This is a genomic window from Streptococcus bouchesdurhonensis, from assembly GCF_948472335.1.
On sequence record NZ_CAOKTW010000007.1, the window covers coordinates 138,265 to 161,399 of the forward strand.

At 40.4% G+C, this 23,135-nt stretch carries 21 protein-coding genes and 6 pseudogenes; 8 read left to right on the forward strand and 19 right to left on the reverse strand.

The window, feature by feature from the left end:
* Positions 1-37: 37 nt before the first annotated feature.
* On the forward strand, positions 38-181 hold the full coding sequence (locus tag QMQ21_RS12450; RefSeq protein ID WP_166736624.1) for a hypothetical protein: 144 nt from the start codon (positions 38-40) through the stop codon (positions 179-181).
* 18 nt (positions 182-199) lie between these two features.
* Here QMQ21_RS12450 and QMQ21_RS12455 read toward each other — a convergent pair whose 3' ends face one another.
* From QMQ21_RS12455 to tsaB, 9 genes and pseudogenes are all read right to left on the reverse strand, one after another.
* A complete protein-coding gene (locus tag QMQ21_RS12455; RefSeq protein ID WP_000253927.1) occupies positions 200-523 on the reverse strand; it encodes an AzlD domain-containing protein in 324 nt (107 codons plus the stop codon).
* A pseudogene (locus QMQ21_RS12460) lies at positions 513-1,167 on the reverse strand (AzlC family ABC transporter permease). The gene QMQ21_RS12455 and the pseudogene QMQ21_RS12460 overlap by 11 nt, the downstream one beginning before the upstream one ends.
* Before the next feature lie 197 nt (positions 1,168-1,364).
* The gene (locus QMQ21_RS12465) at positions 1,365-2,591 is read right to left on the reverse strand and encodes an MFS transporter (RefSeq protein ID WP_023935536.1); all 1,227 of its coding nucleotides are present in this window, start codon (positions 2,589-2,591) and stop codon (positions 1,365-1,367) included.
* 71 nt (positions 2,592-2,662) lie between these two features.
* A complete protein-coding gene (locus QMQ21_RS12470) occupies positions 2,663-3,328 on the reverse strand; it encodes a CPBP family intramembrane glutamic endopeptidase (protein WP_023935534.1) in 666 nt (221 codons plus the stop codon).
* 67 nt (positions 3,329-3,395) lie between these two features.
* Positions 3,396-3,593: a peptide pheromone VP1 gene (locus tag QMQ21_RS12475; RefSeq protein WP_000933471.1), complete on the reverse strand. Its 198-nt coding sequence runs from the start codon at positions 3,591-3,593 to the stop codon at positions 3,396-3,398.
* 289 nt (positions 3,594-3,882) lie between these two features.
* Positions 3,883-4,746, reverse strand: a complete 864-nt coding sequence (locus tag QMQ21_RS12480) for an XRE/MutR family transcriptional regulator (RefSeq protein WP_023935532.1) — start codon at positions 4,744-4,746, stop codon at positions 3,883-3,885.
* A 106-nt stretch (positions 4,747-4,852) separates the two neighbouring features.
* A pseudogene (tsaD, locus tag QMQ21_RS12485) lies at positions 4,853-5,862 on the reverse strand (tRNA (adenosine(37)-N6)-threonylcarbamoyltransferase complex transferase subunit TsaD).
* Positions 5,852-6,289: a ribosomal protein S18-alanine N-acetyltransferase gene (gene rimI, locus QMQ21_RS12490; protein WP_023935528.1), complete on the reverse strand. Its 438-nt coding sequence runs from the start codon at positions 6,287-6,289 to the stop codon at positions 5,852-5,854. Before rimI ends, tsaD begins: the two are co-directional and overlap by 11 nt.
* On the reverse strand, positions 6,286-6,969 hold the full coding sequence (gene tsaB / locus QMQ21_RS12495; RefSeq protein ID WP_023935526.1) for a tRNA (adenosine(37)-N6)-threonylcarbamoyltransferase complex dimerization subunit type 1 TsaB: 684 nt from the start codon (positions 6,967-6,969) through the stop codon (positions 6,286-6,288). Before tsaB ends, rimI begins: the two co-directional genes overlap by 4 nt.
* 177 nt (positions 6,970-7,146) lie before the next feature.
* Here tsaB and cibA point away from each other — a divergent pair, with 177 nt between their 5' ends.
* Together cibA and cibB are read left to right on the forward strand one after the other, a co-directional pair.
* The gene (cibA, locus tag QMQ21_RS12500) at positions 7,147-7,332 is read left to right on the forward strand and encodes a fratricide two-peptide bacteriocin subunit CibA (RefSeq protein WP_000180803.1); all 186 of its coding nucleotides are present in this window, start codon (positions 7,147-7,149) and stop codon (positions 7,330-7,332) included.
* 1 nt (position 7,333) lies between these two features.
* Positions 7,334-7,486: a fratricide two-peptide bacteriocin subunit CibB gene (gene cibB, locus QMQ21_RS12505; protein ID WP_023935524.1), complete on the forward strand. Its 153-nt coding sequence runs from the start codon at positions 7,334-7,336 to the stop codon at positions 7,484-7,486.
* 321 nt (positions 7,487-7,807) lie between these two features.
* Here cibB and QMQ21_RS12510 read toward each other — a convergent pair whose 3' ends face one another.
* Positions 7,808-8,023 (reverse strand): hypothetical protein, encoded by a 216-nt coding sequence (locus QMQ21_RS12510; RefSeq protein ID WP_000282480.1) that lies wholly within the window; start codon positions 8,021-8,023, stop codon positions 7,808-7,810.
* Positions 8,024-8,302: 279 nt separating this feature from the next.
* Between QMQ21_RS12510 and QMQ21_RS12515 the strand changes: the two genes are divergently transcribed.
* Positions 8,303-8,536, forward strand: a complete 234-nt coding sequence (locus QMQ21_RS12515) for a DNA-dependent RNA polymerase subunit epsilon (RefSeq protein WP_000639577.1) — start codon at positions 8,303-8,305, stop codon at positions 8,534-8,536.
* A 1-nt stretch (position 8,537) separates the two neighbouring features.
* Positions 8,538-10,217, forward strand: coding sequence for a ribonuclease J1 (rnjA, locus tag QMQ21_RS12520; RefSeq protein ID WP_023932444.1), 1,680 nt, complete (start codon positions 8,538-8,540; stop codon positions 10,215-10,217).
* A gap of 346 nt (positions 10,218-10,563) precedes the next feature.
* On the opposite strand, the gene mnmG is transcribed toward rnjA, so the two are convergent.
* The 8 genes and pseudogenes from mnmG to QMQ21_RS12560 form a co-directional block, all read right to left on the reverse strand.
* Complete coding sequence (mnmG, locus tag QMQ21_RS12525) at positions 10,564-12,477, reverse strand: tRNA uridine-5-carboxymethylaminomethyl(34) synthesis enzyme MnmG (RefSeq protein WP_023935520.1); 1,914 nt, start codon at positions 12,475-12,477, stop codon at positions 10,564-10,566.
* Between the two features lie 9 nt (positions 12,478-12,486).
* Positions 12,487-12,942, reverse strand: coding sequence for an NUDIX hydrolase (locus QMQ21_RS12530; protein ID WP_166735772.1), 456 nt, complete (start codon positions 12,940-12,942; stop codon positions 12,487-12,489).
* A gap of 140 nt (positions 12,943-13,082) precedes the next feature.
* Complete coding sequence (gene mnmA / locus QMQ21_RS12535) at positions 13,083-14,204, reverse strand: tRNA 2-thiouridine(34) synthase MnmA (protein ID WP_023935516.1); 1,122 nt, start codon at positions 14,202-14,204, stop codon at positions 13,083-13,085.
* A gap of 712 nt (positions 14,205-14,916) precedes the next feature.
* Entirely contained in the window at positions 14,917-15,159 is a 243-nt protein-coding gene (locus tag QMQ21_RS19505; protein WP_425604054.1) for a bacteriocin, read from the reverse strand.
* Positions 15,135-15,207 (reverse strand): annotated as a pseudogene (locus QMQ21_RS12540) (SPH_0227 family bacteriocin-like peptide); the annotation flags it as partial. The gene QMQ21_RS19505 and the pseudogene QMQ21_RS12540, both read right to left, overlap by 25 nt.
* 144 nt (positions 15,208-15,351) lie before the next feature.
* A pseudogene (locus tag QMQ21_RS12550) lies at positions 15,352-16,700 on the reverse strand (beta-barrel domain-containing protein).
* Positions 16,697-17,164, reverse strand: a complete 468-nt coding sequence (locus QMQ21_RS12555; RefSeq protein ID WP_001096141.1) for a hypothetical protein — start codon at positions 17,162-17,164, stop codon at positions 16,697-16,699. The pseudogene QMQ21_RS12550 and the gene QMQ21_RS12555 overlap by 4 nt, the downstream one beginning before the upstream one ends.
* Positions 17,157-19,374: pseudogene (locus QMQ21_RS12560) on the reverse strand (peptidase domain-containing ABC transporter). Before QMQ21_RS12560 ends, QMQ21_RS12555 begins: the two are co-directional and overlap by 8 nt.
* A gap of 465 nt (positions 19,375-19,839) precedes the next feature.
* On the opposite strand from QMQ21_RS12560, the gene QMQ21_RS12565 reads away from it, so the two are divergent.
* Positions 19,840-20,703, forward strand: a complete 864-nt coding sequence (locus QMQ21_RS12565; protein WP_166735773.1) for a helix-turn-helix domain-containing protein — start codon at positions 19,840-19,842, stop codon at positions 20,701-20,703.
* A gap of 51 nt (positions 20,704-20,754) precedes the next feature.
* Here the strand turns inward: QMQ21_RS12565 and apf are convergent, their stop codons facing one another.
* Entirely contained in the window at positions 20,755-21,342 is a 588-nt protein-coding gene (gene apf, locus QMQ21_RS12570; protein WP_000836442.1) for an aggregation-promoting factor, read from the reverse strand.
* A 241-nt stretch (positions 21,343-21,583) separates the two neighbouring features.
* On the opposite strand from apf, the pseudogene sdaAB reads away from it, so the two are divergent.
* Positions 21,584-22,253: pseudogene (sdaAB, locus tag QMQ21_RS12575) on the forward strand (L-serine ammonia-lyase, iron-sulfur-dependent subunit beta).
* Between the two features lie 8 nt (positions 22,254-22,261).
* The gene (gene sdaAA / locus QMQ21_RS12580; protein ID WP_000500038.1) at positions 22,262-23,134 is read left to right on the forward strand and encodes an L-serine ammonia-lyase, iron-sulfur-dependent, subunit alpha; all 873 of its coding nucleotides are present in this window, start codon (positions 22,262-22,264) and stop codon (positions 23,132-23,134) included.
* Position 23,135: the final 1 nt, after the last annotated feature.

Genomic DNA, 23,135 nt, shown 5'->3' on the forward strand with positions numbered 1-23,135 from the left:
CATTATATGATATCTATATCTGTGATAGGTTTTCTTTATGGCTGATTTATACTCAATGAAAATCAAAGAGCAAACTAGAAAGCTAGCCACAGGTTGCTCAAAACACTGTTTTGAGGTTGGAGATAAGACTGACGAAGTCAGTTACATATACCTACGGAAAGGCAAAGCTGACGTGGTTTGAAGAGATTTTCGGAGAGTATTAAAAGACCAAACGCAAGACGGCAATCAAGACCACTCCAAAGAGAACTGTTCCGACTAGATTGCGGTAGCGAAAGGCTACCCAAGCTGTTGGAAAGACGGCTAAGAAGTCCAGCCATTTGATTTGAGGCAAACTTCCAACCTTACCTGCCACTACGCTTGAAAGAATCAAGGCAAAAATAATAGAGACGGGCAAGAACTTCAAAAAACGCTCAACGATCGCAGGCAAGCCCTTATACTTGACCAAGATGAAGGGAATCATACGGGGAATCCAGGTCACAAGACCAGAGAAAATAACTGCTAATAAAAGATACTTACTGACCATCTAAAACCACCCCCATGCTACAACCAAGTAGCGTCGCAAACAGAACAGCTAGCGACTGAGACACCACTGTCAAGAGTAAAAAGAAGGACACCGCAACAACTGCTAGGATAATGAGCAGATTGCGGACAGGAATCCGTCTTTGCATAATCTGAAATTGCGAAGCAAAAATACCGATAAACATCCCAACTAGGGCAAAATCTAAACCAAAGATTTCTGTATTTGGTAACAGACCACCCAGAGCCGTTCCGGCAACTGTTCCCACAAACCAAGCCACATAGCTGTTAAGATTGTTTCCGTGCATCCACATAGGATTGACCTTGTCTGCATGGGCCAATTCGCCCATCAAAACACCATAAGTCTCATCCGTCAAGATACTAGACATACCGATATTGTGCCAGAGACTAGTATGACGAAAATAGGTCGACGCATGCAAACTCAACAAAAAGAGACGCAAATTGATCAAAAACCGTCATAGCAATGGCAGCCACAGGCGCTTGAACCGCAATCAGGGCCAACATGGCAAACTGGGCGCTCCCAGCATAAACAAAGAGGCTCATCAAGCCCATCTCAACAGGTGTCACATAGGGCGCACCGATAATCCCACAGGCAAGTCCGATACTGACATAACCAAGGGCCGTTGGCATGGCTGCCTGCGCTCCCTCCCAAAATCCTTTTTCTTTCATCTTTCTCCTCATATTGTCTTAATAGGTGGGCTGAAAAGACTCCAGCCACAGCATGGACTATTATAACACATTCAGGAAAGAGAAAAAAGTCTGTTGATTTTGACCATCATAAAAAGACTGGCAATCCAGTCTCAAACATATATTAAACAAATTCTCCGCTAAATACTTTCACGAATATTCAGAAGCATGACAAAGGCAACTAGAAGAAATAGCAATAAAACAAAGCTAACTGCCAGAGTTCCAAAGCTAGTAGCAATGGTTACCAAAGCTATTGTAAATAAGCTAGGTAAAACAACCGTAATAGCACCGATAGAAGATTGAACTGCTCCCATTGACTCCTCAGGTATTTGTTTAAAGACGAGTTCTTGCAATCTAGGAGAGAGAACACCTGCGAAAAAGGCATCCAAGGTACTAAAGATAAGAATCCAGTCAAAACGAACTGTGGCAAATCCTACTAGAAGAAGCAATTGGATGACAAGTGAGGCATAGAGAGCTGTTTTTATAGAAATCGTATTTTTCAGATAGCCACTTACAAGACTTCCGACAATCAGGGCTGACAGTTCAAAAGTGGATAGCAAGGCAAGAGATTGACCTGTTTGTAAATTCAAAAAGGGTTGATTCCTCAAAAACAGAGTAGAAACAGGAACTGTAACATTTATCACTGCTTGACTAATAGAAATAATAAACAAAACTAAGAGCACCTTATTCATATTCCATATCAATTTCGATGATTGGAGCAAATGCTGGCAAAAGGATTTTACAGAGAGTCCTTCTTGATAGCTAATCGTTTTTTCTACTTTCAAGAGGTCAGTTTTTATGAATAGGATACCTAAAAATGCGATTAAAAAGGTAAGAGCGTTCAGTAAGGAAATAAACTGGATGGATAGAATACCTAATAAGACTCCTCCTAAAATATTACTGATTGTTTTCACTAAACTAACAGTTGACTGTTTAAATCCAATAGCTTCTGCCAGATGGTCTTGTCCAATAATTCTAATGAAAATCGGAGTGAGCATGGCGCCTGAAAAATAACTCAATGTGTCAGACAAGAGGTTAATCAGACAAATAAAGGCTACTAGTACTAAGGAAAAGGACTGCCCTGAAAGCGATAAGGACACTATAGAGTAAAGCAAAAATTTTGCAAAACTAATAATTGTATATTTCAAGACACGATGATGTTGAAAATCCGCCAAAACTCCCAGAAAGATTTGTAGAACTTGGGGCAGGGTTTCTGAAATCGTGATAAGTAAAATCGCCAAAGGAGCAAAAGAGGCGTCTGCCACATAATTCAAAAAGGCCAGATAAAAAATCGTATCCCCAACCGTTGAAATCCACTGGTTGATGGTTAATTGCCTAAAATCTCTATTTTGAAGAAATACTTTCATTATAACTCCTTTTTAAGTTCAAATGGGAATCTTTCCCCAGAAATAGACCGCGATACTACTCACAACCAAAATTACAGCAACGGTAAAATTTGACCAATGCCATTGTAGACTATATGCAGTCCAATAGGCCAATAAATGGACTTGGTTACTCTAAACAAGATGGCAAATATGAGGCCACCACCCATATATACAAAAAAGTCTGTTAAAACCCAACCGTGATTACTAATGTGCAAGACCCCAAATAAAATAGCAGAACCAAGTACATCTAGTCCCCATTTCTTTCCTTTTTCCAGAGCTGTCATCACCAATCCCCGATAAATCATGTCTTCAAAAATGGGACCTGCTATAACAGGATAGAAAAAATACATCAAAAATGCTGTAGCTCCTGTAAAAGTAGGAACATCCAGTTGATAAGCAATTTCATTTTTGGTAGGAGGGAAAAGAAAAAAGGTGACGAAATTCCAAACAACAAAAGCAAGCAGAGCTAGGAAGGAATAGAAAAGATAGGATCCTTTAAACTTTCTACTCTTGATTTTCTGCCATTTGCCTGACTTAACCATAGCAAAAAAAGCAATAAAAACGACAAGAAAATGCAACATCATATCCGACAGATAATAACCAAAGTCAGATAGAACAAGAGCAAAGTCGCTAGATAAAACCAGACCACTAAGGTACTGATAAGCAAGAACGAGTAGAATCGCTATAAAAAAGTAGTATCTTGAAGTTATCTTTCCCATTTTATTTTCTCCTATACTATGAAATAAAGACAGCCCCTACCCAAGAAAAAGGCAAGGACTTTGAATATCAATAATGGCGACGATTAACAGTGGAAGAATCATGGTTAAAATATTTCTCCCAGAAATTAGTGATTGACCAAGACGTTCCTAAACCTCCCCAACTACCACCTGGGATAACGGCATTATACCCAAGTTCCCCTCCATAAACTGTCTCCAACTCAGCTTCTGTCAATTCCATTGTTTCTGCAAATTGTAAATTTAACATCTTTTACACTCCTTCAATTATCTTCATTTGTAAACCACTTCTGCGACCTAGGATTTGCTTCAAATGTTTTACAAGGACAGTATAACACGGAAATTGGCTTATTTTAGAAAATCGCATATTTGATATTTTTTCTTATAGAAATTTCAGATTTGCGATTTTGGTGAATTTGATTACTTCTCTGGTATAATAAAGTTATTACTAACAAGGAGGGATATAATGATGAAGAAAAGAAAAATACAACTGATACTCCTGCTTATTTCGGAGTGGGTTATTGTCATCCCGTTTTTAACTAATCGATAAACTCTTTGTATTGCTGCAAACGCAATTCAAAAAGGGCTGTCAATTGTGGATTTTCTAATACTTGCAGAGATTGGATAAAATTTTCAATCTCTTTTTGGTTGCTTCCCTTGGTTTGAAGAAAAATACTCATTTTCTTTAAAAATTGCCACGATACTTTCTCAAAAACATCGTACGGACGCAACATGCTCTCCAACTCGGCTTCGAAGATTGGGATGTATGAGAAAAGTTTTCGCTCCATGAGCTCTGATATAATATTCAGAAAGCCACTTTTCATATACAGTCTATTATGTACCAACTCTTTAAATTCTTTGGATTTTTCGAGTAAGGAGGTTGATAAAAAGATCAGATCTTGATTGCTCAAGAAGGGCATAGTATTGCAAAAGAGATAGAGTTCAAACCAGGTCCAAGACTCGATAGCATAGAGATAGGTGGTCAAAAACTCGCTATCCTCCTCTGCTAGTGGGTAGCTTTTATCTAGTGAGTGGATGGCATCTTTGATTACAATAGCATTCAAACGACGATAGGTCTCTGCCATCTGTTCTTGCTTGATTTTCTCCAATAGTTGCTCTAAGCCAGCGATATCTTGGTGGGCAAAGCGATCCACAACCTTTCGACCGATTCGCATATGTGGAGATTCTTGATAGTTGTTGAGCTTGTGCCCAAACTCATCAAAGGTCACATTTATACCTTGGATGGCTAGGATCAACTTATCTGCAGATAGCATAGACTGCCCTAGTTCGAACTTGGATAGCTGAGAAGCTGTTAGACCCTCACAAGCCACATCTGACTGCTTGAGCTTTCTAGCCAAGCGCAATTCCTTGTAAAATTCTCCCAATTCCATTCTCTCAATCATCTTGCCACCTCCTAGCTTTTGCATATTATATCATTATTTTTATAGTTTTGTCAAAATATTCTGACATTTCAAAGGGTGAAAAAGCCAGCCTTAAGCTGACTCCATTTTATTCCATGGTATCAAAAGCGAGACTTGGTTTGGCATTGAGGTCCAAGCTTGCAAAGTTTTCTTTGTTCCACTCGCTGACGCTGGCATAGGCAATCATACCTGCATTGTCTCCGCAGAGGCGCAGAGGTGGGATGATAACCTGACATCTGTGATTTCGGCCGCTAGGCGTTCTCTGAGGCCTTTATTGGCTGCTACCCCACCTGCTACGACAAGGGTTTTAACAGGGTATTTCTCCAAAGCCTTCTTAGTTTTTGCCATAAGAATATCCAAGACAGCTGCTTGGAAGGAAGCACACAAATCCTCTGTGGACAAGCTTTCTCCCTTTTGCTCGGCATTGTGGTGAAGATTGATAAAGGCCGATTTCAAACCTGAGAATGAAAACTCCAGATTATCTTCCTTAATCATGGCACGAGGAAAATCATAAATATCCTGTCCCTGATGAGCTAGCTCGTCAATCTCACGACCGGCAGGATAGGTCAAGCCCATGACACGGCCAACCTTATCATAGGCCTCCCCAACCGCGTCATCTCGCGTTTCTCCAACAATCTTGTAGTCCCCAGCCTCCGAAACATAAACCAACTCTGTGTGTCCACCGCTAACCAAAAGGGCTAGCAAGGGAAACTCCAAAGACTCCACACTCTGAGCGGCCATGAGGTGACCAGCCATGTGGTTAACAGGAATCAGCGGAAGTCCATGAGCCCAAGCAAAGGCCTTAGCAGCTGACAAACCGACCAGTAAGGCTCCGACCAAGCCCGGTCCATAGGTAACCGCCACAGCTGTCACGTCCTCTTCGGTAATCCCTGCTTCGGCTAACGCCTCCTCGATACAGGCTGTAATGACCTCTACATGGTGACGACTGGCTACTTCCGGCACTACGCCTCCAAAACGTTTGTGACTCTCAATTTGACTAGCAATGACATTGGACAAGAGCTCATCGTCGTTTTTCAAGACGGCGACACTGGTCTCATCACAGGATGTCTCAAATGCTAAAATATATCTATCCTTCATCTATTTCTCTCTTCATGATAATGGCGTCCTCGACTGGGGCATGGTAGTAGGCCTTTCGCTCAGCGATGACTGCCATCTTTTCTTTCTTGTAAAATGCTTGCGCTCGTTGATTTGATTTTCTGACTTCGAGGAAAATCTCCTTGTCTGTCGGCAGTGTCGCAAACAAGGCTGACGCAATTCCCTGACCCTGATAGGCTTCTTTGACAGCGATTTGCAGGACTTCTGCCTCAAAGAGATTCTCCTGTACAGCTAGAAATCCAATCACTTCTGCCCCATCATAAGCCAGAGCATACCAAGTCTGGTCTTGAGCCAGGTCTGCTTGGATTTGTTCCAGCGTCCACGGACTGATTGGGTAAACAGCTGCCATAACAGCGTAGATGGCTTGAGCCAAGTCAGACTGCTGTTGAGTTCGTTTGATTTCTATCATAGGCGTTTAATGTAAGACTCGCCAGACTCCGTGTGGTTCTTAAGCCAGTTTTCCTCAGCCTCAACACGTTTGAGGTAGTTCGGCACAAAGTCGTGCAAGGAGTCTGCTTCCTTGTCCCAAGCCCAAAGAGCTAGATTGGCTGCATTTGGCAAGGTTTCTTTGAAATTAGTCCTTGGCAAGTGTTCTTGAATCTGCTTCACAAAGGGGCCAACTTCTCCGACAAAGGTTACCTGACTAGCCCCCTTGATTAGCTCAATCACTCGCTCAAAAGGCAGGTGCGCTTCTGGCATGACAGGTTTGGCATTTTCATAAAATCCTGCATAAACATTATTGCGACGCGCATCCATCAAGGGGACAAACAAGCCTTCTTGTTGGTAGGGCACCAGAGCCAAGAGACTCGACATACCAACTAACTCGATGTTCAGAGTGTGAGCTAAGGTCTTGGCAGTTGCCACCGCAATTCGCAAGCCTGTGTAGCTACCTGGCCCTTCAGCTACCACGATTCGGTCCAAATCCTTGGGTGTCCAATCCAAACTTGCCATCAAAAAATCGATGGCAGGCATAAGGGTAATACTGTGATTTTTCTTGATATTAATCGTCGTCTCGGCAATAACCTGCTTGTCCTCTAAAATAGCCAGAGAAAGAGCCTTGCTAGACGTATCAAAAGCTAATACTTTCATAACACATTCCTATCTTTTTGTCTGCTTACTATTATACTACAAAAGCTGGCACATGGGAATTTTCTTTATCCCCAAACAAAAATGCCCTCACTTAACTAAAAATAATTTAAAAAAATGTTCACTTTTCCTTTTCTTTTCCGAATATAAAAGTGAATAAGAAAAAAGGAGGAAAGTTCAATGACAAATTTTGACATTCTTGACAATCAATTTTTATCCTTATCTGAAAATGAATTATCAGATATTGATGGCGGTCTCGCTCCCTTGGTTATCTTTGGAGTAGCAGTATCTTGGAAAGCTATTGCAGGTGGAACAGCACTTATAGGTTCTGGTTTGGCAGCTGGTTATTTTTTAGGAGGAGATTAATATGATGAAAGATTTGAACAACTATTGTGAAATTTCTACTAAGGAATTGCAAGAAATAAAGGGTGGCTTTGGTGTAGGTGTTGGTATCGCTTTATTTATGGCAGATTATACCATTGGAAAAGACCTTCGTAAAAAGTTTGGTAAGTCATGCTAGATAAGAAACACATTTTTAGAAGGATAAATTTTATTGTCTTCATCTCTTACAGTTTGCTCAGCATTCTCAATGATTTAAACATGACTACTATCCCTTTACCAATTGATCTATCTGTTTGTATTGTTTTATTTTTATGCTTCAACTCTATTTTTGAGCAGAACAATGACTCCCATAAAAATAATAAGCTCTGAAAATTCCATTGTCATGTCATTTTAGAAAAATGCAAAGACCACCTCATCTTGATAGATGGGGTGGAATTTTCGTGTCATAAATTTACTATCTTTTGCCACCAAACAAAAAGCCCCAGCATAAGCGGGGCATCTAAGCATTTAATCCAAAGTAAAATACAAACCAAACGACATAGGTTACGAGGAGAAGAAAAAGCGAGTAGAGAGTCACAAAGGTAATTTTCCACAAGAACTTGGTTTGTCGTCGTTCCAGTTTGGTAAATAGAAGATTACCCGCATAAACGCAAGCAACAAAAACAATAAAAGCTACCAAGCGAGCTCCGATAGCAAAAGCAAATAAGTTATACATAGAGCAACCTCCTTGACTTAAAATCTATATGGAATTATGACAAGTAATAAACTTCACTTCCGTTATCAACATAACACATTTTCTTTATTTTTGCAAACGATTACCGAAGAAATCGTCCCCTAACTTTCTCGTTTCCGTCTTTTACTAATTTTTCATTTTGTGGTATAATTGAAATAATTGTAACGAATCAAGGTCAATCTAGACACAAAATGGAATGAAATCAAGCAAATATCTGCTAAAAGTTTGGAATAAGCTGACCTGTAAATAGAAAGGAACTATATGATTTACAAAGTTTTTTATCAAGAAACAAAAGAACGTAGCCCACGCCGTGAAACAACACGCGCGCTTTACCTAGACATCGATGCCAGCTCAGAACTTGAGGGCCGTATCACTGCTCGCCAACTTGTCGAAGAAAATCGCCCAGAGTACAATATCGAATATATCGAACTCTTGTCTGACAAATTGCTCGATTACGAAAAAGAAACTGGCGCCTTCGAAATTACGGAGTTCTAATATGGCCTACACTCTTAAACCTGAAGAAGTCGGCGTTTTTGCCATCGGTGGTCTAGGAGAAATCGGGAAAAACACTTACGGAATTGAATACCAAGGCGAGATTATCATCGTCGATGCTGGGATTAAATTCCCAGAAGATGACTTGCTTGGTATCGACTATGTCATTCCTGACTACTCTTACATCGTAGACAATATCGACCGCGTCAAGGCTGTTTTAATCACACACGGACACGAGGACCACATTGGTGGGATTCCGTTCCTACTCAAGCAAGCAAATGTCCCTATTTATGCTGGACCGCTTGCCTTGGCTTTGATCCGTGGGAAACTCGAAGAACACGGCCTCTTGCGCAACGCCAAACTTTACGAAATCAACCACAACACCGAGTTGACCTTTAAAAATCTCAAGGCAACTTTCTTTAGAACGACTCACTCTATTCCAGAGCCTTTGGGGATTGTCATTCATACTCCTCAAGGGAAAATCGTCTGTACGGGTGACTTTAAGTTCGACTTTACTCCAGTTGGAGAACCTGCGGACTTGCATCGTATGGCTGCGCTTGGTGAAGAAGGCGTGCTCTGTCTCCTGTCTGACTCGACAAATGCGGAAGTACCAACCTTTACCAACTCTGAAAAAGTCGTTGGTCAGTCCATTATGAAGATTATCCAAGGTATTGAAGGACGTATCATCTTTGCATCCTTTGCCTCAAATATCTTCCGTCTCCAGCAGGCAACAGAAGCTGCTGTTAAGACTGGACGCAAGATTGCGGTCTTTGGTCGTTCTATGGAAAAGGCCATTGTCAACGGAATCGACCTTGGCTACATCAAAGCTCCTAAGGGAACCTTTATCGAGCCAAATGAAATCAAAGACTACCCTGCTGGCGAGGTTCTGATCCTCTGTACAGGTAGTCAGGGCGAGCCTATGGCAGCCCTCTCTCGTATCGCCAACGGAACCCACCGTCAGGTACAACTCCAACCCGGTGATACCGTTATCTTCTCTTCAAGCCCAATCCCTGGAAATACGACTAGCGTCAACAAGCTGATTAACATCATTTCTGAAGCTGGTGTCGAAGTTATCCACGGTAAAGTGAACAATATCCATACATCTGGACACGGTGGCCAGCAAGAGCAAAAACTCATGCTCCGCTTGATTAAGCCAAAATACTTCATGCCTGTCCACGGTGAATACCGCATGCAAAAAGTCCACGCTGGACTAGCAGTGGATACTGGTGTTGAGAAGGACAATATCTTTATCATGAGTAATGGTGATGTGCTTGCCCTTACTGCTGACTCAGCTCGTATTGCAGGTCATTTCAACGCCCAAGACATCTATGTCGATGGAAATCGTATCGGTGAAATCGGCGCAGCTGTCCTCAAAGACCGTCGTGATCTATCTGAAGACGGTGTCGTTTTAGCAGTCGCAACTGTTGACTTCAAGTCGCAGATGATTCTATCTGGTCCAGACATCCTCAGCCGAGGCTTTGTCTACATGAGAGAGTCTGGCGACCTGATTCGCCAAAGCCAGCGTATCCTCTTCAATGCCATTCGTATCGCACTGAAAAACAAGGATGCTAGCGTGCAATCTGTCAATGGTGCCATTGTCAACGCTATTCGCCCCTTCCTCTATGAAAATACCGAACGTGAACCGATTATCATCCCGATGATCCTCACACCAGATGAAGAATAATACTCTTCGAAAATCTCTTCAAACCACGTCAGCTTCGCCTTGCCGTATATATGGTTACTGACTTCGTCAGTTCTATCCACAACCTCAAAGCAGTGCTTTGAGCAACCTACGGCTAGCTTCCTAGTTTGCTCTTTGATTTTCATTGAGTACAAGTCAACAAAACAGCCCCGTCTTCGGAGCTGTTTTTCTCTATGCTTTCTTTTGAGATTAAAACTCAATGAAAATCAGACCAGAAGGCTAGGAAAATGCATAACTTGAGTTAGCTCCCATAGTTCGGGGAACTATGGGAGGTTGGAGATGAATCAAAGCCAAGCTTTGAACTCATTCGTAAGAAGCCGACGACGTATCATTTTGATTTTTGAAGAGTTTTAGAAATACTACGATTTTTACCTTCCAGATACACCATCAAAATAGAAATATCTGCTGGGTTTACTCCCGAAATACGGCTGGCTTGACCGATGGTTTCTGGATTGATGAGTTTGAACTTCTGACGAGCTTCGGTTGCGATAGAATCAATGTCATCCCAATCAATATTGGCTGGAATGCGTTTTTCTTCCATACGTTTCATCTTAGCAACCTGGTCCATGGCTTTGGAAATATAGCCTTCGTACTTGATTTCTGTTTCAATCAATTCGATAATCTTGTCATCCAAGTCCTCTGCAGCTGGTCCGATGAAGGCCACCACATCTTGGTAAGAAACTTCTGGACGGCGAAGGAACTCCTTGGCTGTCACTGCATCTGTCAACGGCTTGAAGCCCATCTCCTCAACCTTGGCATTGGTTTCCTTGACTGGCTTGAGTTTGATGCTGTCTAGGCGTTTCATCTCATTTTCAAATTGATTTTTCTTGATTTCAAAGCGAGTCCAGCGTTCATCATCCACAAGACCAATCTCACGGCCCATCTCAGTCAAACGCATATCAGCATTGTCATGGCGGAGAATGAGGCGGTATTCAGCACGACTGGTCAAAAGGCGATAAGGCTCAATCGTTCCCTTGGTCACCAAGTCATCAATCATCACCCCGATATAACCGTCACTGCGCTTCAAAATCAACTCAGGTTTACCTTGGATTTTCAGAGCCGCATTGATCCCAGCGATAATCCCTTGGCCTGCTGCCTCTTCATAACCTGACGTTCCATTAGTCTGACCAGCAGTGAAAAGTCCGGAGATTTTCTTGGTTTCCAGAGTCGCACGCAACTGGTGTGGCAAGACCATATCGTACTCGATGGCATAACCTGTTCGCATCATCTCTGCATTTTCCAAACCTTTGATAGAATGAACCAGCTCACGTTGCACATCTTCAGGTAAACTGGTTGAGAGGCCTTGGACATAGACTTCCTCTGTATTGCGCCCTTCTGGCTCTAGGAAAAGTTGGTGGCGTTCCTTGTCTGCAAAGCGCACAATCTTGTCCTCAATCGACGGACAGTAACGAGGGCCCACTCCCTTGACCACACCTGTAAACATAGGCGCACGGTGGAGGTTATTTTGGATAATCTCATGACTGGTACCATTGGTATAGGTCAACCAGCATGGCACTTGATCTTTGACATAATCCTCATCACGTGAAGTGTATGAGAAGTGATTAGGCGCTTCGTCTCCTGGCTGAATCTCTGTCACATCGTAGTTGATAGAAGAAGCCTTGACACGTGGAGGGGTTCCTGTCTTGAAACGACCAATTTCAAGTCCCAATTCCTTGAGATTGTCAGCAAGGTTAATAGATGCTAGGCTGTGGTTAGGACCTGATGAGTACTTGAGGTCTCCGATGATAATTTCCCCACGGAGGGCAGTCCCTGTCGTCACGATAACAGCTTTGGCAGCATACTCTTGATGGGTCGCTGTACGCACACCGACAACCTTGCCATCTTCCACCAAAATCTCATCAATCATGGTTTGACGAAGGGTGAGATTCTCTTGATTTTCAACTGTCTTGCGCATCTCCTTAGAGTATAGTTCCTTGTCAGCCTGCGCACGAAGGGCACGAACGGCTGGTCCTTTCCCTGTGTTGAGCATCTTCATCTGGATGTAAGTCTTATCAATGGTTTTGGCCATTTCGCCACCAAGTGCATCAACTTCACGCACGACAATCCCCTTGGCAGAACCACCGATAGAGGGATTACAAGGCATGAAAGCCAGCATTTCAATGTTGATGGTCGCAAGCAAGACCTTACAACCCATACGGCTGGCAGCTAAGGAAGCCTCGACCCCAGCGTGTCCCGCACCGATTACAATAATATCGTATTCTTCAGTAAAATTATAAGTCATGTTTCTCTCCTATTCCTCAAGATGAATGTGTCGCAGTTGGCCGTCCCAAGTTGGTAGGGCTGTTTTCAAAAAGGCTGGAACTAGCTGGATATTCTGGAGCTTATCCAAGTCAATCCACTCACAGGGCTGCCTTTTCTCATCTTCCTGCATGGTCAACGGGGCATCTTCAAGCAAATCCACCAGATAATGAAACTCGATATTGTGATAGGAAACGCCGTCCACTTCAAAACGATTTTCAACCACAAAAGCTAGCTGCCCAGCTTGAGATTTAACACCCAGTTCTTCCTTCACTTCACGGACTACCGCGTCTTCCGTTTTTTCGTTAACTTGAATCGCACCGCCGATAATGTAATACTTGCCCTTGTCTTTGGTGACTAGAAGCTTGCGATTTTGAAGAATCAAGGCTGTCGCCCGAACACCAAAAACCGTATTGTCTACTTTTGTCCGAAAGTCTTGTTGAGTCATTTTTGTCCTTTCCTCTAAACGACACAAAAACAGTCAAAACTCCAAAGAAGTGCAGGACAAAAAAGCCTGCAACATCCATGAGCTTTGACCATCATTTCTATTGCTTTTATTATTGTAGCAAATTGAGAAAATTTGTCAATCTAAATGTACTGACAAACTTGTCCATCACGGTAAGCATTGTCAATCAAACCACCACCGAGACACTCTTCGCCATCGTAAAAGACAACTGCCTGTCCTGGTGTGATAGCGCGTTGCGGTTCCGCAAAGATGACCTCTGCCTTGTCTCCTTTAACATGTACTGTCACCTTAGAATCAGGCTGACGATAGCGGAATTTGGCCGTACATTCGAGCGTAAACTCCTCTGGCATGTCACGAGTAAAGTGAACCTGACTGGCCTCAAGGCTAGTTGACATGAGCGAGTCATGGTAGAAGCCTTGTCCTACATAGAGAATATTCTTGCTTAAGTCTTTTCCAACAACGAACCAAGGGGCATTGTCACCACCGTGTTGCCCACCGATACCGAGTCCGCCACGCTGACCAATCGTATAGTACATAAGGCCTGCATGCTCGCCCATATCACGTCCATCCACAGTCATCATGCGACCAGGCTGAGCTGGCAGATAGTTGCTGAGAAAGTTTTTAAAGTTCTTTTCTCCGATAAAGCAAATCCCTGTCGAGTCTTTCTTCTTAGCAGTCGCAAGGCCTGCTTTTTCTGCTAGTTCTCGCACTTCCGGCTTTTCCAAATGTCCCAGTGGGAACATAGTTTTTTGAAGTTGTTCTTGCGACAGTTGGCTGAGGAAATAAGTCTGATCCTTGCCATTGTCCACGCCACGAAGCATATGAACAGTACCATCTTCATCACGCGCCACTCGGGCATAATGCCCAGTCGCTACATAGTCTGCCCCTAAAGTCATGGCATAGTCCAAAAAGGCCTTGAACTTGATTTCCTTGTTGCACATAACATCTGGATTTGGCGTGCGTCCTGCACGGTATTCCGCTAGGAAATACTCAAAAACGCGGTCCCAGTACTCTTTTTCAAAATTGACAGAGTAGTAGGGAATGCCAATCTGGTCTGCCACCGCAGCCACATCCTTGTAATCTTCGGTCGCCGTACAGACGCCGTTTTCATCTGTGTCATCCCAGTTCTTCATGAAAATACCGATCACATCGTAGCCCTGCTCCTTGAGCAAAAGAGCCGTCACCGACGAATCAACACCACCACTCATCCCCACGACAACACGTGTTTTAGAGTTATCACTCATGGTAAGTCTCCCATCTATTCGTTTATTTATACCCCTCAAAATTCTATTTACTATGACTTTCAATAGAATTTCTTCGAGTATAGTCTTTTCGTTTGCTTTTAGTAGTAAAATGGTCTGGGAGACCATTTTAGCCTATCATCTTAAAATGAAAATATGATAGGCAACGAGTCGCAGGCATAACTTGAGTTCGCTCAATCAGTCTGGGAGACTGATTGAGGTTATAAATCAGACAAGCTCAGCTTGCATCTCATTTCGAGTTAACGACGTAATAAAAGATAAACGAAATGACTAGTTCACGATTGAAGGTCGTGTGTGCTTCACGATTGAAGGTCGCTTGAGCAGTTTTCATTATAACATGCTTAGATAGAGAAGACAAGAAAAGGAGCCAATCTTGACTCCTTTATTGAAGAAATTGTTTTAACCTTGTCCTTTCTTTTCTAAGCCGAAAATGAAATGGTAATCGATAAAGATGCCCATGATTGAATAGGCACATAAAATATCCTATACTTACCTTCCATTATTCCGTGATTGAATGTATTTAACAATAATATAGATAAGAAAGGCAAGCATGATTGCCAGATAGCTAACTATAAGGAAAACATGCTTAAAAATAATAGTATCAAATGAACTCACGATAGCTAATAATAGATTTATAATAAATACTATAGTCGCAAATAGTTGTACTTTTTTATCTTTCATAACTAGTCCCAGCCTAAATTACTTTCCAATATCCTACCGAAATTATAGTAGTAATATAGCCTGACATATAACCTGTTGCTGCACCACAAGTAGCTAAAATGAATGCATAGCTAACTGTACCAATAACTGGTAAGGTTATTGTCCCTAGTGCTGCACCAGCTGCCGCACCAGTTATAGCTCCTGCTATTCCGCCTGCGACACCACCTACACCTCCACAAAGCAAGGCAAGCCACCCTTCACCATCAAGATACATCATCTCTTCTTCATCAATCACAACATAATTATTTGGTAATACAAGTTCCATTTGTTTTCTCCTTTTTATTAAGCATGGTTAGGATGGTTTCCTAACAAGTAATCGTCGTCTGTGTTTCTATCACTTAGCTACCTAGATAAGATATCCTTTCTCTACCTTATTTGTTTTTATAGGTTACCTAAGGTTTAAAACCAATTATTGCTTGAAACTTAACATTTCTAAAATCCAATCAAGATAGGTTTCTTTATCATAGACAATCCGCACTTCAACTGGCATATCCTTTTGGAGGACGACTGTCTCACTTCCATGTTTTAGAGTTAAGGTTTCTAATTCTATCATGACTTTATAAAGACTAATATTGCCTTCTTTCGTTTCTTGGGAAATTGTTCCTGAATCAATCTGTCTGACTTGTCCCTTTAGTGTTCCATATTTTTGACTATTTACACCTAATAGCAACATCAGCTTTTGCTCCTTTCGAAACACGAGAAATATCACTCGCAAGTACAAAAGCTTCTACATAGTAACCTTTTTCTTTCCCTGAAACTTCTGCTATCGTTTGCCCCTGCTGAATAGACATTCCTTGTTTCAAAGGTACCAGATAATGCAGAGTACCTTCATTTGGCGCTAATATACTATGAGCTTTATCTTGACCTGTTGCCACTCCAAGATTAGCCTCAAGCTCTGTAATACTTTTATTGTTGTTTGAACGAGCAGTACCTAACTCACTAACTAATTGAGCATAAATATTATAAGCCTGAGAAGTTGGATCATTATAGGTACGGTTCATATCCTTAATATTGCTTTGTTGACTATCAATCTCGCTATTCTTAGAAGTAATATTTGTTTTTAATGCTTCGATTTTTGTTGTTATTTCCGATATCTTAGTTTCTAACTTAGCTTTGTTATCAGCTGATGTCGTATCTGATAGAGAAGGTGAGTCTCCTTGCTGTTGAAGTTGAAGCAATTCATTTTGTAGAGCTTGCAAGTCGGCATCTAACTGATTTCTTTCAGCTGTTATTTTATTCAACTTCGTATATTCATCCTGAATCTTTGAATACTGGGTACCATTATTATAATTTTCCGAGTTTAACTGAGACAGATAGTATTCAACTTTCCCATAATATTCCTGTTCTTCACCAGAATTAGATAAATGATTGTATTTCTCATTTAATGATTGTTCAAATTTTTGAAAGATAGCTTCTTTTGCACGTAACTTCTCCAATTGTTTATTTAAAGAGCTCGCTTGTAAACCTTCTTGTCCACTTGATAACGAAATAATGACATCTCCAGCATTTACCATATCTCCTTCTGACTTATGTAAAGTAACTACCTTCCCTGAACCAATTGCTGATAGGAACTCTGTACCTGTTATAACTGAATTTCCATTCGCTTTTACAATATAGTTTTTGGGTATATAAGCTGCGCCAACCAATGCACCGCTTAAGATAATAGCAGTTGAAATAATGAGAATAAGCAAAAGCTGGTGGTCTCTTATCAAAGAAAATACGAGAATAACGTAATTCTGATTTATTATATAATTTCATAGGCTTACAATTGGTCTAAAAATATCTACTACCATTTTTTCAGGAGAAGAATTAACATAAACTGTATAGACAATCCCATCCGTTTGAATATCATTTTCATAGACATATAGATCCAATTTAGAATACGCATACTGTAGATACTCTGGACTGTCTTCAAAACGAACATATAAACAATATGGAACAGAGATAGAATCCTGTACATCATAAATGTTACTGTACTGTTGAGCATTATGAGCTTGAATATAAAACTCAAAATCAGTCGTTATTAATCCATCATCATGAATAGTAGTACCACAACTTTTTACAATTAATGGACCAAAAATTTGTGCTTTTAACAACTGCAAATGTTGATGAAATTTATTAATTTCCTGATCTACATCTTCTACTTTTGTATCATGTAACTTTTTACAGATAACTGACTTTAGTACCAGTTTTTTATTATCTTTTACCTCTAACTTAGCCATAAGTAACCTCCTCTGTATCTAACACAGCCTGTGACTGAATTTGTTGATTCACTTGAACGCTCTGCAAACCAACCATTCTAGCATACTTTCCATTTTTCGCCATTAGTTCTTCATGAGTCCCATATTCCACAATAGTCCCATTTTCTAAAAAGCATATCTTATCACATCGAAGAATTGTAGACAGCCTGTGGGCTACTACAATTGTTGTCTTATCTATTATTTTATTAAAGATTAAATCCTGAATAATCTGTTCACTAAATGAATCTAAGTTAGAGGTTGCCTCATCAAATATATACAAATCAGCTTTACTCAGTAGTGCTCTTGCAATAGCCAATCGTTGTTTCTCTCCACCCGAGAAATTTTGACCGCCTTCTTCTACAAAGGAGCCATAACGATTTTGAAGACGTTGAATCGTATCATGAATACCAACAATACGACAAACTCTCACCATATCCTCATATGTAACAGAAGGATTACCAATTTTTAGATTATCAATAATTGCCCCTGTAAAGAGCTCTATGGTCTGAGGAATGTAGGAAATTTTCTTACGTAGTTTACCATAGTCAAGATCTGATAAGTCATTTTCTCCTATACGAATTTTCCCCTCACTCGGATTTATAAATCTTAATAACAAACGAACTAGCGTACTTTTTCCTGCTCCGCTTTCTCCAACAAAAGCTATTTTTTCTCCTTGTTTAATTCGCAAATTAAAGTCCTTGATAACAGGAGGGCGTGAACCATAGGCAAATGTTACATCTTTAAATTCAATGTCATCACATAAGGTGAAGTCTCTAATACTATAATCCAAGGCAATGTCTTCACGATCTACTTCCATCAATTCTTGAAGCCGACTAACCGCAACCTGTACCTCTTGAAAGGTTAACTGCAAGCCAACTAAATTCTGAATAGGTTCTGTAAAATATTGACTTAATGTCTGAAAAACCAAGAGGTCCCCAATAGTCATTTTTCCATCAATGATAAATAATGCGCCCTCCCATAAATAATAACCCACCCATGGTTGAGGTCATTGAAGATATTGTAGATTGAATATTCTGCAAAACACCCTCTTTATAACCAATTTCTAAAGTATGAACAAATTTTTCTTCAATTTTGTTTAAACGTTGTTCCTCATCATGCTGAGACTTAATGGTATCAATGTTACGAATAGATTCAATTAACTGTGAATTAAGAAGTCCATTTGCTTCCATTTGTTCATGATTAATTTTTTTATAAGGCTTTTTAAAACAGTATATAAGAATGATGTTAACAATAACCATAAAAACTAATATCAGAAATAAAGATTGATTAATAGTCCAAAGGACAACCGCACTAATAACTGACAAGGTGATATCCATGACTAATGAAATAGAGACTGACGTAAACACATTCTTTATCGTCATCGCATCTTGAAATCTTGTTAAAACATCACCAACTCTACGACTTCCAAAAAAACTATAAGGAAGATGAATAATATGGTCATAATATCCCATTAAAACCGGTATATCAATTTTTCGAGATAGAAACAAAAGAACGTGCTGACGAAATGCAGATAGAAGAGTCTGTAAGAACGACACTATTCCAAATACTATCAAAAACATATACAGACTATTTTTTAAAGCATATGGAATCACCTCGTCCATGATAACTTTTGAAAAGAGACTCGATAAAATACCAATGATACTTAAAACAAAGGAAGCTAATATGACTGTACTAATCAATCCTTTTTGATTAAAAATTAACCTTCCAAATAAATCAAGAAGTCCTTTTCCCTTTAGTTTCCCTCTTTCAAAATCCGAATTTGGAACCATAAAAAGAGTAATACCTTGATAAATTTCTCCCAGTTCGTCACTTGACATCTTGCGTATGCCACTAGCAGGGTCTGCTACGTAAAATTTACTATTCCTTTTGATACTATGTAATACCACAAAATGATTTTGACCTAAATCATTCTTAACTTGAAGAATCGCAGGAAATGTTAATTTTGGAGTCAAATCTTCCAGTGCTACTCGAACAGCTTTTACTGTAAAATTCAACTTATTCAGACCTGAAACAATACCACTGACAGTCGTTCCATACATGTCTGTACCAATAATTTCCCTAATCTTCATGATTGATAGTTCCTTTTTGTAAGATAAAAGAACTGTTGAAACAACTGCCGCAGCACAATCTGACTGGTCATGTTGCATCGTACAAGGATATTTTTTTAACATAGAAATACTCAATTCTTTAGAATTCATCTAACTTTTCTTTGATGTCACCCAAACCTCAATCACTGCCCAGTAGTTCTTGAATTAGTTTATTTTCAACCGTATCATTCTTTGTTCTTGATATCTTTCCAAGCATTGTAGTACAGCAGATTTTTGTCCAAGGACTGAGCCTCCTTTAACAACTCAAGCTCCCTTACATTATATCGGCCAGCCCCATGGAAAGATTATGGCCAGACTAATCAATGATATAATACATACTAGAATACAAAATATTTTTTTATTCATACTTTTTCTCCTATCTTTATTTTCTACCTACATCATACCTCTTATTAAGCTCATTTTAAAATTACGTTAACTTTTTTCACAACTTTATTTCGACTTTCTTTTTTACTTTTTACATTGCTATGATACAATATTTTTAACAAGATTTTATTGTTTGTTAACTTTTTTCACGGAAAGGAGAAAATCATGCGTTATGATTTCGGAAAGGTCTATAAAGAAATACGTGAGTCAAAGGGGCTGACCCAAGAAGAGGTCTGTGGGGGTGTTCTCTCAAGAACCAGCCTATCAAAAATCGAAAGCGGTAAGACAACCCCAAAATATGAAAATATGGAATTTCTTCTCCGTCAAATCAATATGAGTTTTGAAGAATTTGAATATATCTGTCAACTTTATCAACCAAGTCAACGCACAGAGATTATGCAAACCTATCTCAATATGCGTTCCATTATCGGGACCAGCGATCTTGTCAATTTATTTCAAAAATGCCAAGACTACCTCAAAACCCACTACGACCTGCCTATAGAAGAAATAAGGGATATGCTGGAAATTGTCATTCATATCCGTCAACATGGTACAGAGCAACTGTCAGACCAAGTAAAACAGACTATCACAAAACTTTGGGAAAAAATTGAAAAACAAGATACATGGTATGAGAGTGACCTGAAAATCCTCAATACCATTCTTTTCAGTTTTCCCATTGAACACCTCCATCTCATCACTGGAAAAATCTTGCAACGCTTGGAAATCTATAAAAACTATCAACATTTATATGACTTGCGAATAGCAATCCTGCTCAACCTTTCCACACTATATCTATACAATCAAGATAAAAACATGTGTAAGCAAATCTGCTACACTTTACTGGAGGACGCCAAGAATAAGAAAAGCTACGATAGGCTGGCTATCTGCTATGTCCGCATTGGGATTTGTACAGACGATTCTAAACTTATCCAAAAAGGTTTCTCACTCCTAGAGCTGACCGAGGAAACTTCTATGCTGTCTCATCTCAAAAAAGAAGTAGAGATCTATTACCAAGCGAAGGAAAGATAAAAAAGCCGAGGGATTTCCTCGACTCTTTACATATTATTTGTTCGTTAGTTCTTAATACCAGCCATTGTTAAGCCAGAAGTTTTTAGCAGCAGTCCATGAACCGTAACGTCCTGCAACGTAGGCATCTGCTACACGTTCTTGGTTTTCAGCTGAGTAGTCACCGTTCAGGTATGAATCTGTTAATTGGTAACGTCCGATATAACGTCCATTTGTAGCTGTATAGCTACCACCTGATTCTTTTTGAGCGATCCATTCTTTGGCTTCTGCTTCAGATCCGCTTACAGTTGAAACAACTGTTTCACTTACTACTGGAGTTTCTGCTACTGGAGCTGAAACAGTTTCATCTTGAGCGGCTGGTGCCGCATAAGTAGCTGGCGCTGGTGTTGCAACAGGCGCTACAGGGCCATCGATAACCAACTCTTGATCAACATAAATCAAATGAATGTTATCAATGTGGTTGTTTTCTGCCAATTTTTCAACTGTTGTGTTGTGAGTTTCAGCGATTTCTGAAAGTGTATCACCTTCTTTAACAGTGTAAGTTGATGATTCTTGAGCAGATACAAATGATGGAGCAAATACTGCAAACAAGGCAGCTACTCCTGCAAGAGTTGCTTTAATCTTTTTAGTTATTGATTTCATATTCGAAAATTCTCCTTCTTTCTATAGTTCTATCATACCCTTTAAATATTACCGTTTCTTGACACTTTTATGTAGAAATATTACAAAATTATTTTTTATTTCCCTAAATAAGGTGTTTTTTGTCATAAAAGATACTATTTTTATGCTATTTGAGGTATTAGAAAGGTTTTCATCCACAATTAAAGCCAAGCCCCTCATTCTTTGATATAATAGAGATAAGAATTTTTATAAGGGGAAACTGATGAAATCACTTCGTTTTCAATCTGTCTTTGATATCATCGGACCAGTTATGATTGGCCCATCTAGTAGCCATACCGCTGGTGCTGTTCGTATTGGGAAGATTGTCTCTTCCATTTTTGATGATACTCCGACAGAAGTTGAATTCAACTTTTTAACTCATTTGCCAAGACCTATCGTGGTCACGGAACAGACCTAGCCCTTGTTGCAGGTATTTTAGGAATGGATACAGATGATCCTGAAATTCCAAATAGTCTGGAAATTGCCCACAAGCGTGGTATCAAGATTGTCTGGACCATTCAGAAAGACAGCAATGCCCCTCACCCTAACACCACTAAAATTACTGTTAAAAATGCCCACAAGACCATCAGCGTGACTGGTATTTCTATCGGTGGAGGAAATATTCAAGTAACCGAACTCAATGGTTTTGCCGTCTCTCTCAATATGAATACACCGACTATCATCATCGTTCATCAAGATATTCCAGGTATGATTGCCCTTGTTACAGAGGCGCTTTCCCGCTATGGTATCAATATCGCCCAGATGAATGTCACTCGTGAAAAAGCTGGTGAAAAAGCCATTATGATTATCGAAGTTGACAGTCGCAACTGTGATGAGGCTATCGAAGAAATTGAAAAATCCCTCATCTCCACAATGTCAATTTCTTTAAATAGGAGGAAGCATGTTTTATTCTATCAAAGAATTGGTCGAGCAAGCAGATCTGGACTTTCAAGGAAATGTCGCAGAACTCATGATTACAACAGAGTTTGAATTGACCGGTCGCGAACGTGAAGAAGTCTTCCTTCTCATGGAACGCAATCTGGAAGTTATGAAAGCCTCTGTCCAACTTGGCCTCAATGAAAATAAATCTCGTAGTGGCCTGACAGGTGGAGATGCTGCCAAATTGGATCACTACATCGAAAACGGAAAAACTCTGTCAGATTATACGATTCTCTCGGCTGCCCGAAATGCCATCGCAGTCAATGAACACAATGCCAAAATGGGCTTGGTCTGTGCCACTCCAACCGCTGGAAGTGCTGGCTGTCTGCCATCCGTTCTCACTGCTGCTATTGAAAAATTAGACCTCAGCCACGAGCAACAATTGGATTTCCTCTTTGCTGCTGGTGCCTTTGGACTAGTCATCGCAAACAATGCCTCCATCTCAGGTGCTGAGGGTGGGTGTCAAGCTGAAGTTGGTTCAGCCTCTGCTATGAGTGCTGCCGCCTTGACTCTGGCTGCAGGTGGAACACCTTATCAGGCCAGTCAAGCTATTGCCTTTGTCATTAAAAATATGCTAGGCCTCATCTGTGACCCTGTTGCAGGTTTGGTCGAAGTTCCCTGTGTCAAACGTAATGCCATGGGAGCTAGCTTTGCTTTCATCGCAGCAGACATGGCCTTGGCAGGTATCGAATCTAAAATCCCTGTGGATGAAGTGATCGATGCCATGTACCAAGTAGGAGCAAGCATGCCAACTGCCTTTCGTGAAACAGCTGAAGGTGGACTCGCTACCACCCCTACTGGTCGTCGCCTCCAAAAAGAAATTTTCGGAGAATAAG

Coding starts and splice junctions, on each gene's coding strand:
- cibA (WP_000180803.1), top strand. CDS start 7,147: ATGACAAATTTTGACATTCTTGACAATCAATTTTTATCCTTATCTGAA.
- QMQ21_RS12470 (WP_023935534.1), bottom strand. CDS start 3,328: ATGGGAAAGATAACTTCAAGATACTACTTTTTTATAGCGATTCTACTC.
- QMQ21_RS12515 (WP_000639577.1), top strand. CDS start 8,303: ATGATTTACAAAGTTTTTTATCAAGAAACAAAAGAACGTAGCCCACGC.
- QMQ21_RS12475 (WP_000933471.1), bottom strand. CDS start 3,593: ATGTTAAATTTACAATTTGCAGAAACAATGGAATTGACAGAAGCTGAG.
- sdaAA (WP_000500038.1), top strand. CDS start 22,262: ATGTTTTATTCTATCAAAGAATTGGTCGAGCAAGCAGATCTGGACTTT.
- QMQ21_RS12530 (WP_166735772.1), bottom strand. CDS start 12,942: ATGACTCAACAAGACTTTCGGACAAAAGTAGACAATACGGTTTTTGGT.
- QMQ21_RS19505 (WP_425604054.1), bottom strand. CDS start 15,159: ATGATGTATCTTGATGGTGAAGGGTGGCTTGCCTTGCTTTGTGGAGGT.
- QMQ21_RS12555 (WP_001096141.1), bottom strand. CDS start 17,164: ATGGCTAAGTTAGAGGTAAAAGATAATAAAAAACTGGTACTAAAGTCA.
- rnjA (WP_023932444.1), top strand. CDS start 8,538: ATGGCCTACACTCTTAAACCTGAAGAAGTCGGCGTTTTTGCCATCGGT.
- QMQ21_RS12455 (WP_000253927.1), bottom strand. CDS start 523: ATGGTCAGTAAGTATCTTTTATTAGCAGTTATTTTCTCTGGTCTTGTG.
- QMQ21_RS12565 (WP_166735773.1), top strand. CDS start 19,840: ATGCGTTATGATTTCGGAAAGGTCTATAAAGAAATACGTGAGTCAAAG.
- QMQ21_RS12480 (WP_023935532.1), bottom strand. CDS start 4,746: ATGATTGAGAGAATGGAATTGGGAGAATTTTACAAGGAATTGCGCTTG.
- rimI (WP_023935528.1), bottom strand. CDS start 6,289: ATGATAGAAATCAAACGAACTCAACAGCAGTCTGACTTGGCTCAAGCC.
- mnmG (WP_023935520.1), bottom strand. CDS start 12,477: ATGACTTATAATTTTACTGAAGAATACGATATTATTGTAATCGGTGCG.
- QMQ21_RS12450 (WP_166736624.1), top strand. CDS start 38: ATGGCTGATTTATACTCAATGAAAATCAAAGAGCAAACTAGAAAGCTA.
- apf (WP_000836442.1), bottom strand. CDS start 21,342: ATGAAATCAATAACTAAAAAGATTAAAGCAACTCTTGCAGGAGTAGCT.
- QMQ21_RS12510 (WP_000282480.1), bottom strand. CDS start 8,023: ATGTATAACTTATTTGCTTTTGCTATCGGAGCTCGCTTGGTAGCTTTT.
- tsaB (WP_023935526.1), bottom strand. CDS start 6,969: ATGAAAGTATTAGCTTTTGATACGTCTAGCAAGGCTCTTTCTCTGGCT.
- mnmA (WP_023935516.1), bottom strand. CDS start 14,204: ATGAGTGATAACTCTAAAACACGTGTTGTCGTGGGGATGAGTGGTGGT.
- cibB (WP_023935524.1), top strand. CDS start 7,334: ATGATGAAAGATTTGAACAACTATTGTGAAATTTCTACTAAGGAATTG.
- QMQ21_RS12465 (WP_023935536.1), bottom strand. CDS start 2,591: ATGAAAGTATTTCTTCAAAATAGAGATTTTAGGCAATTAACCATCAAC.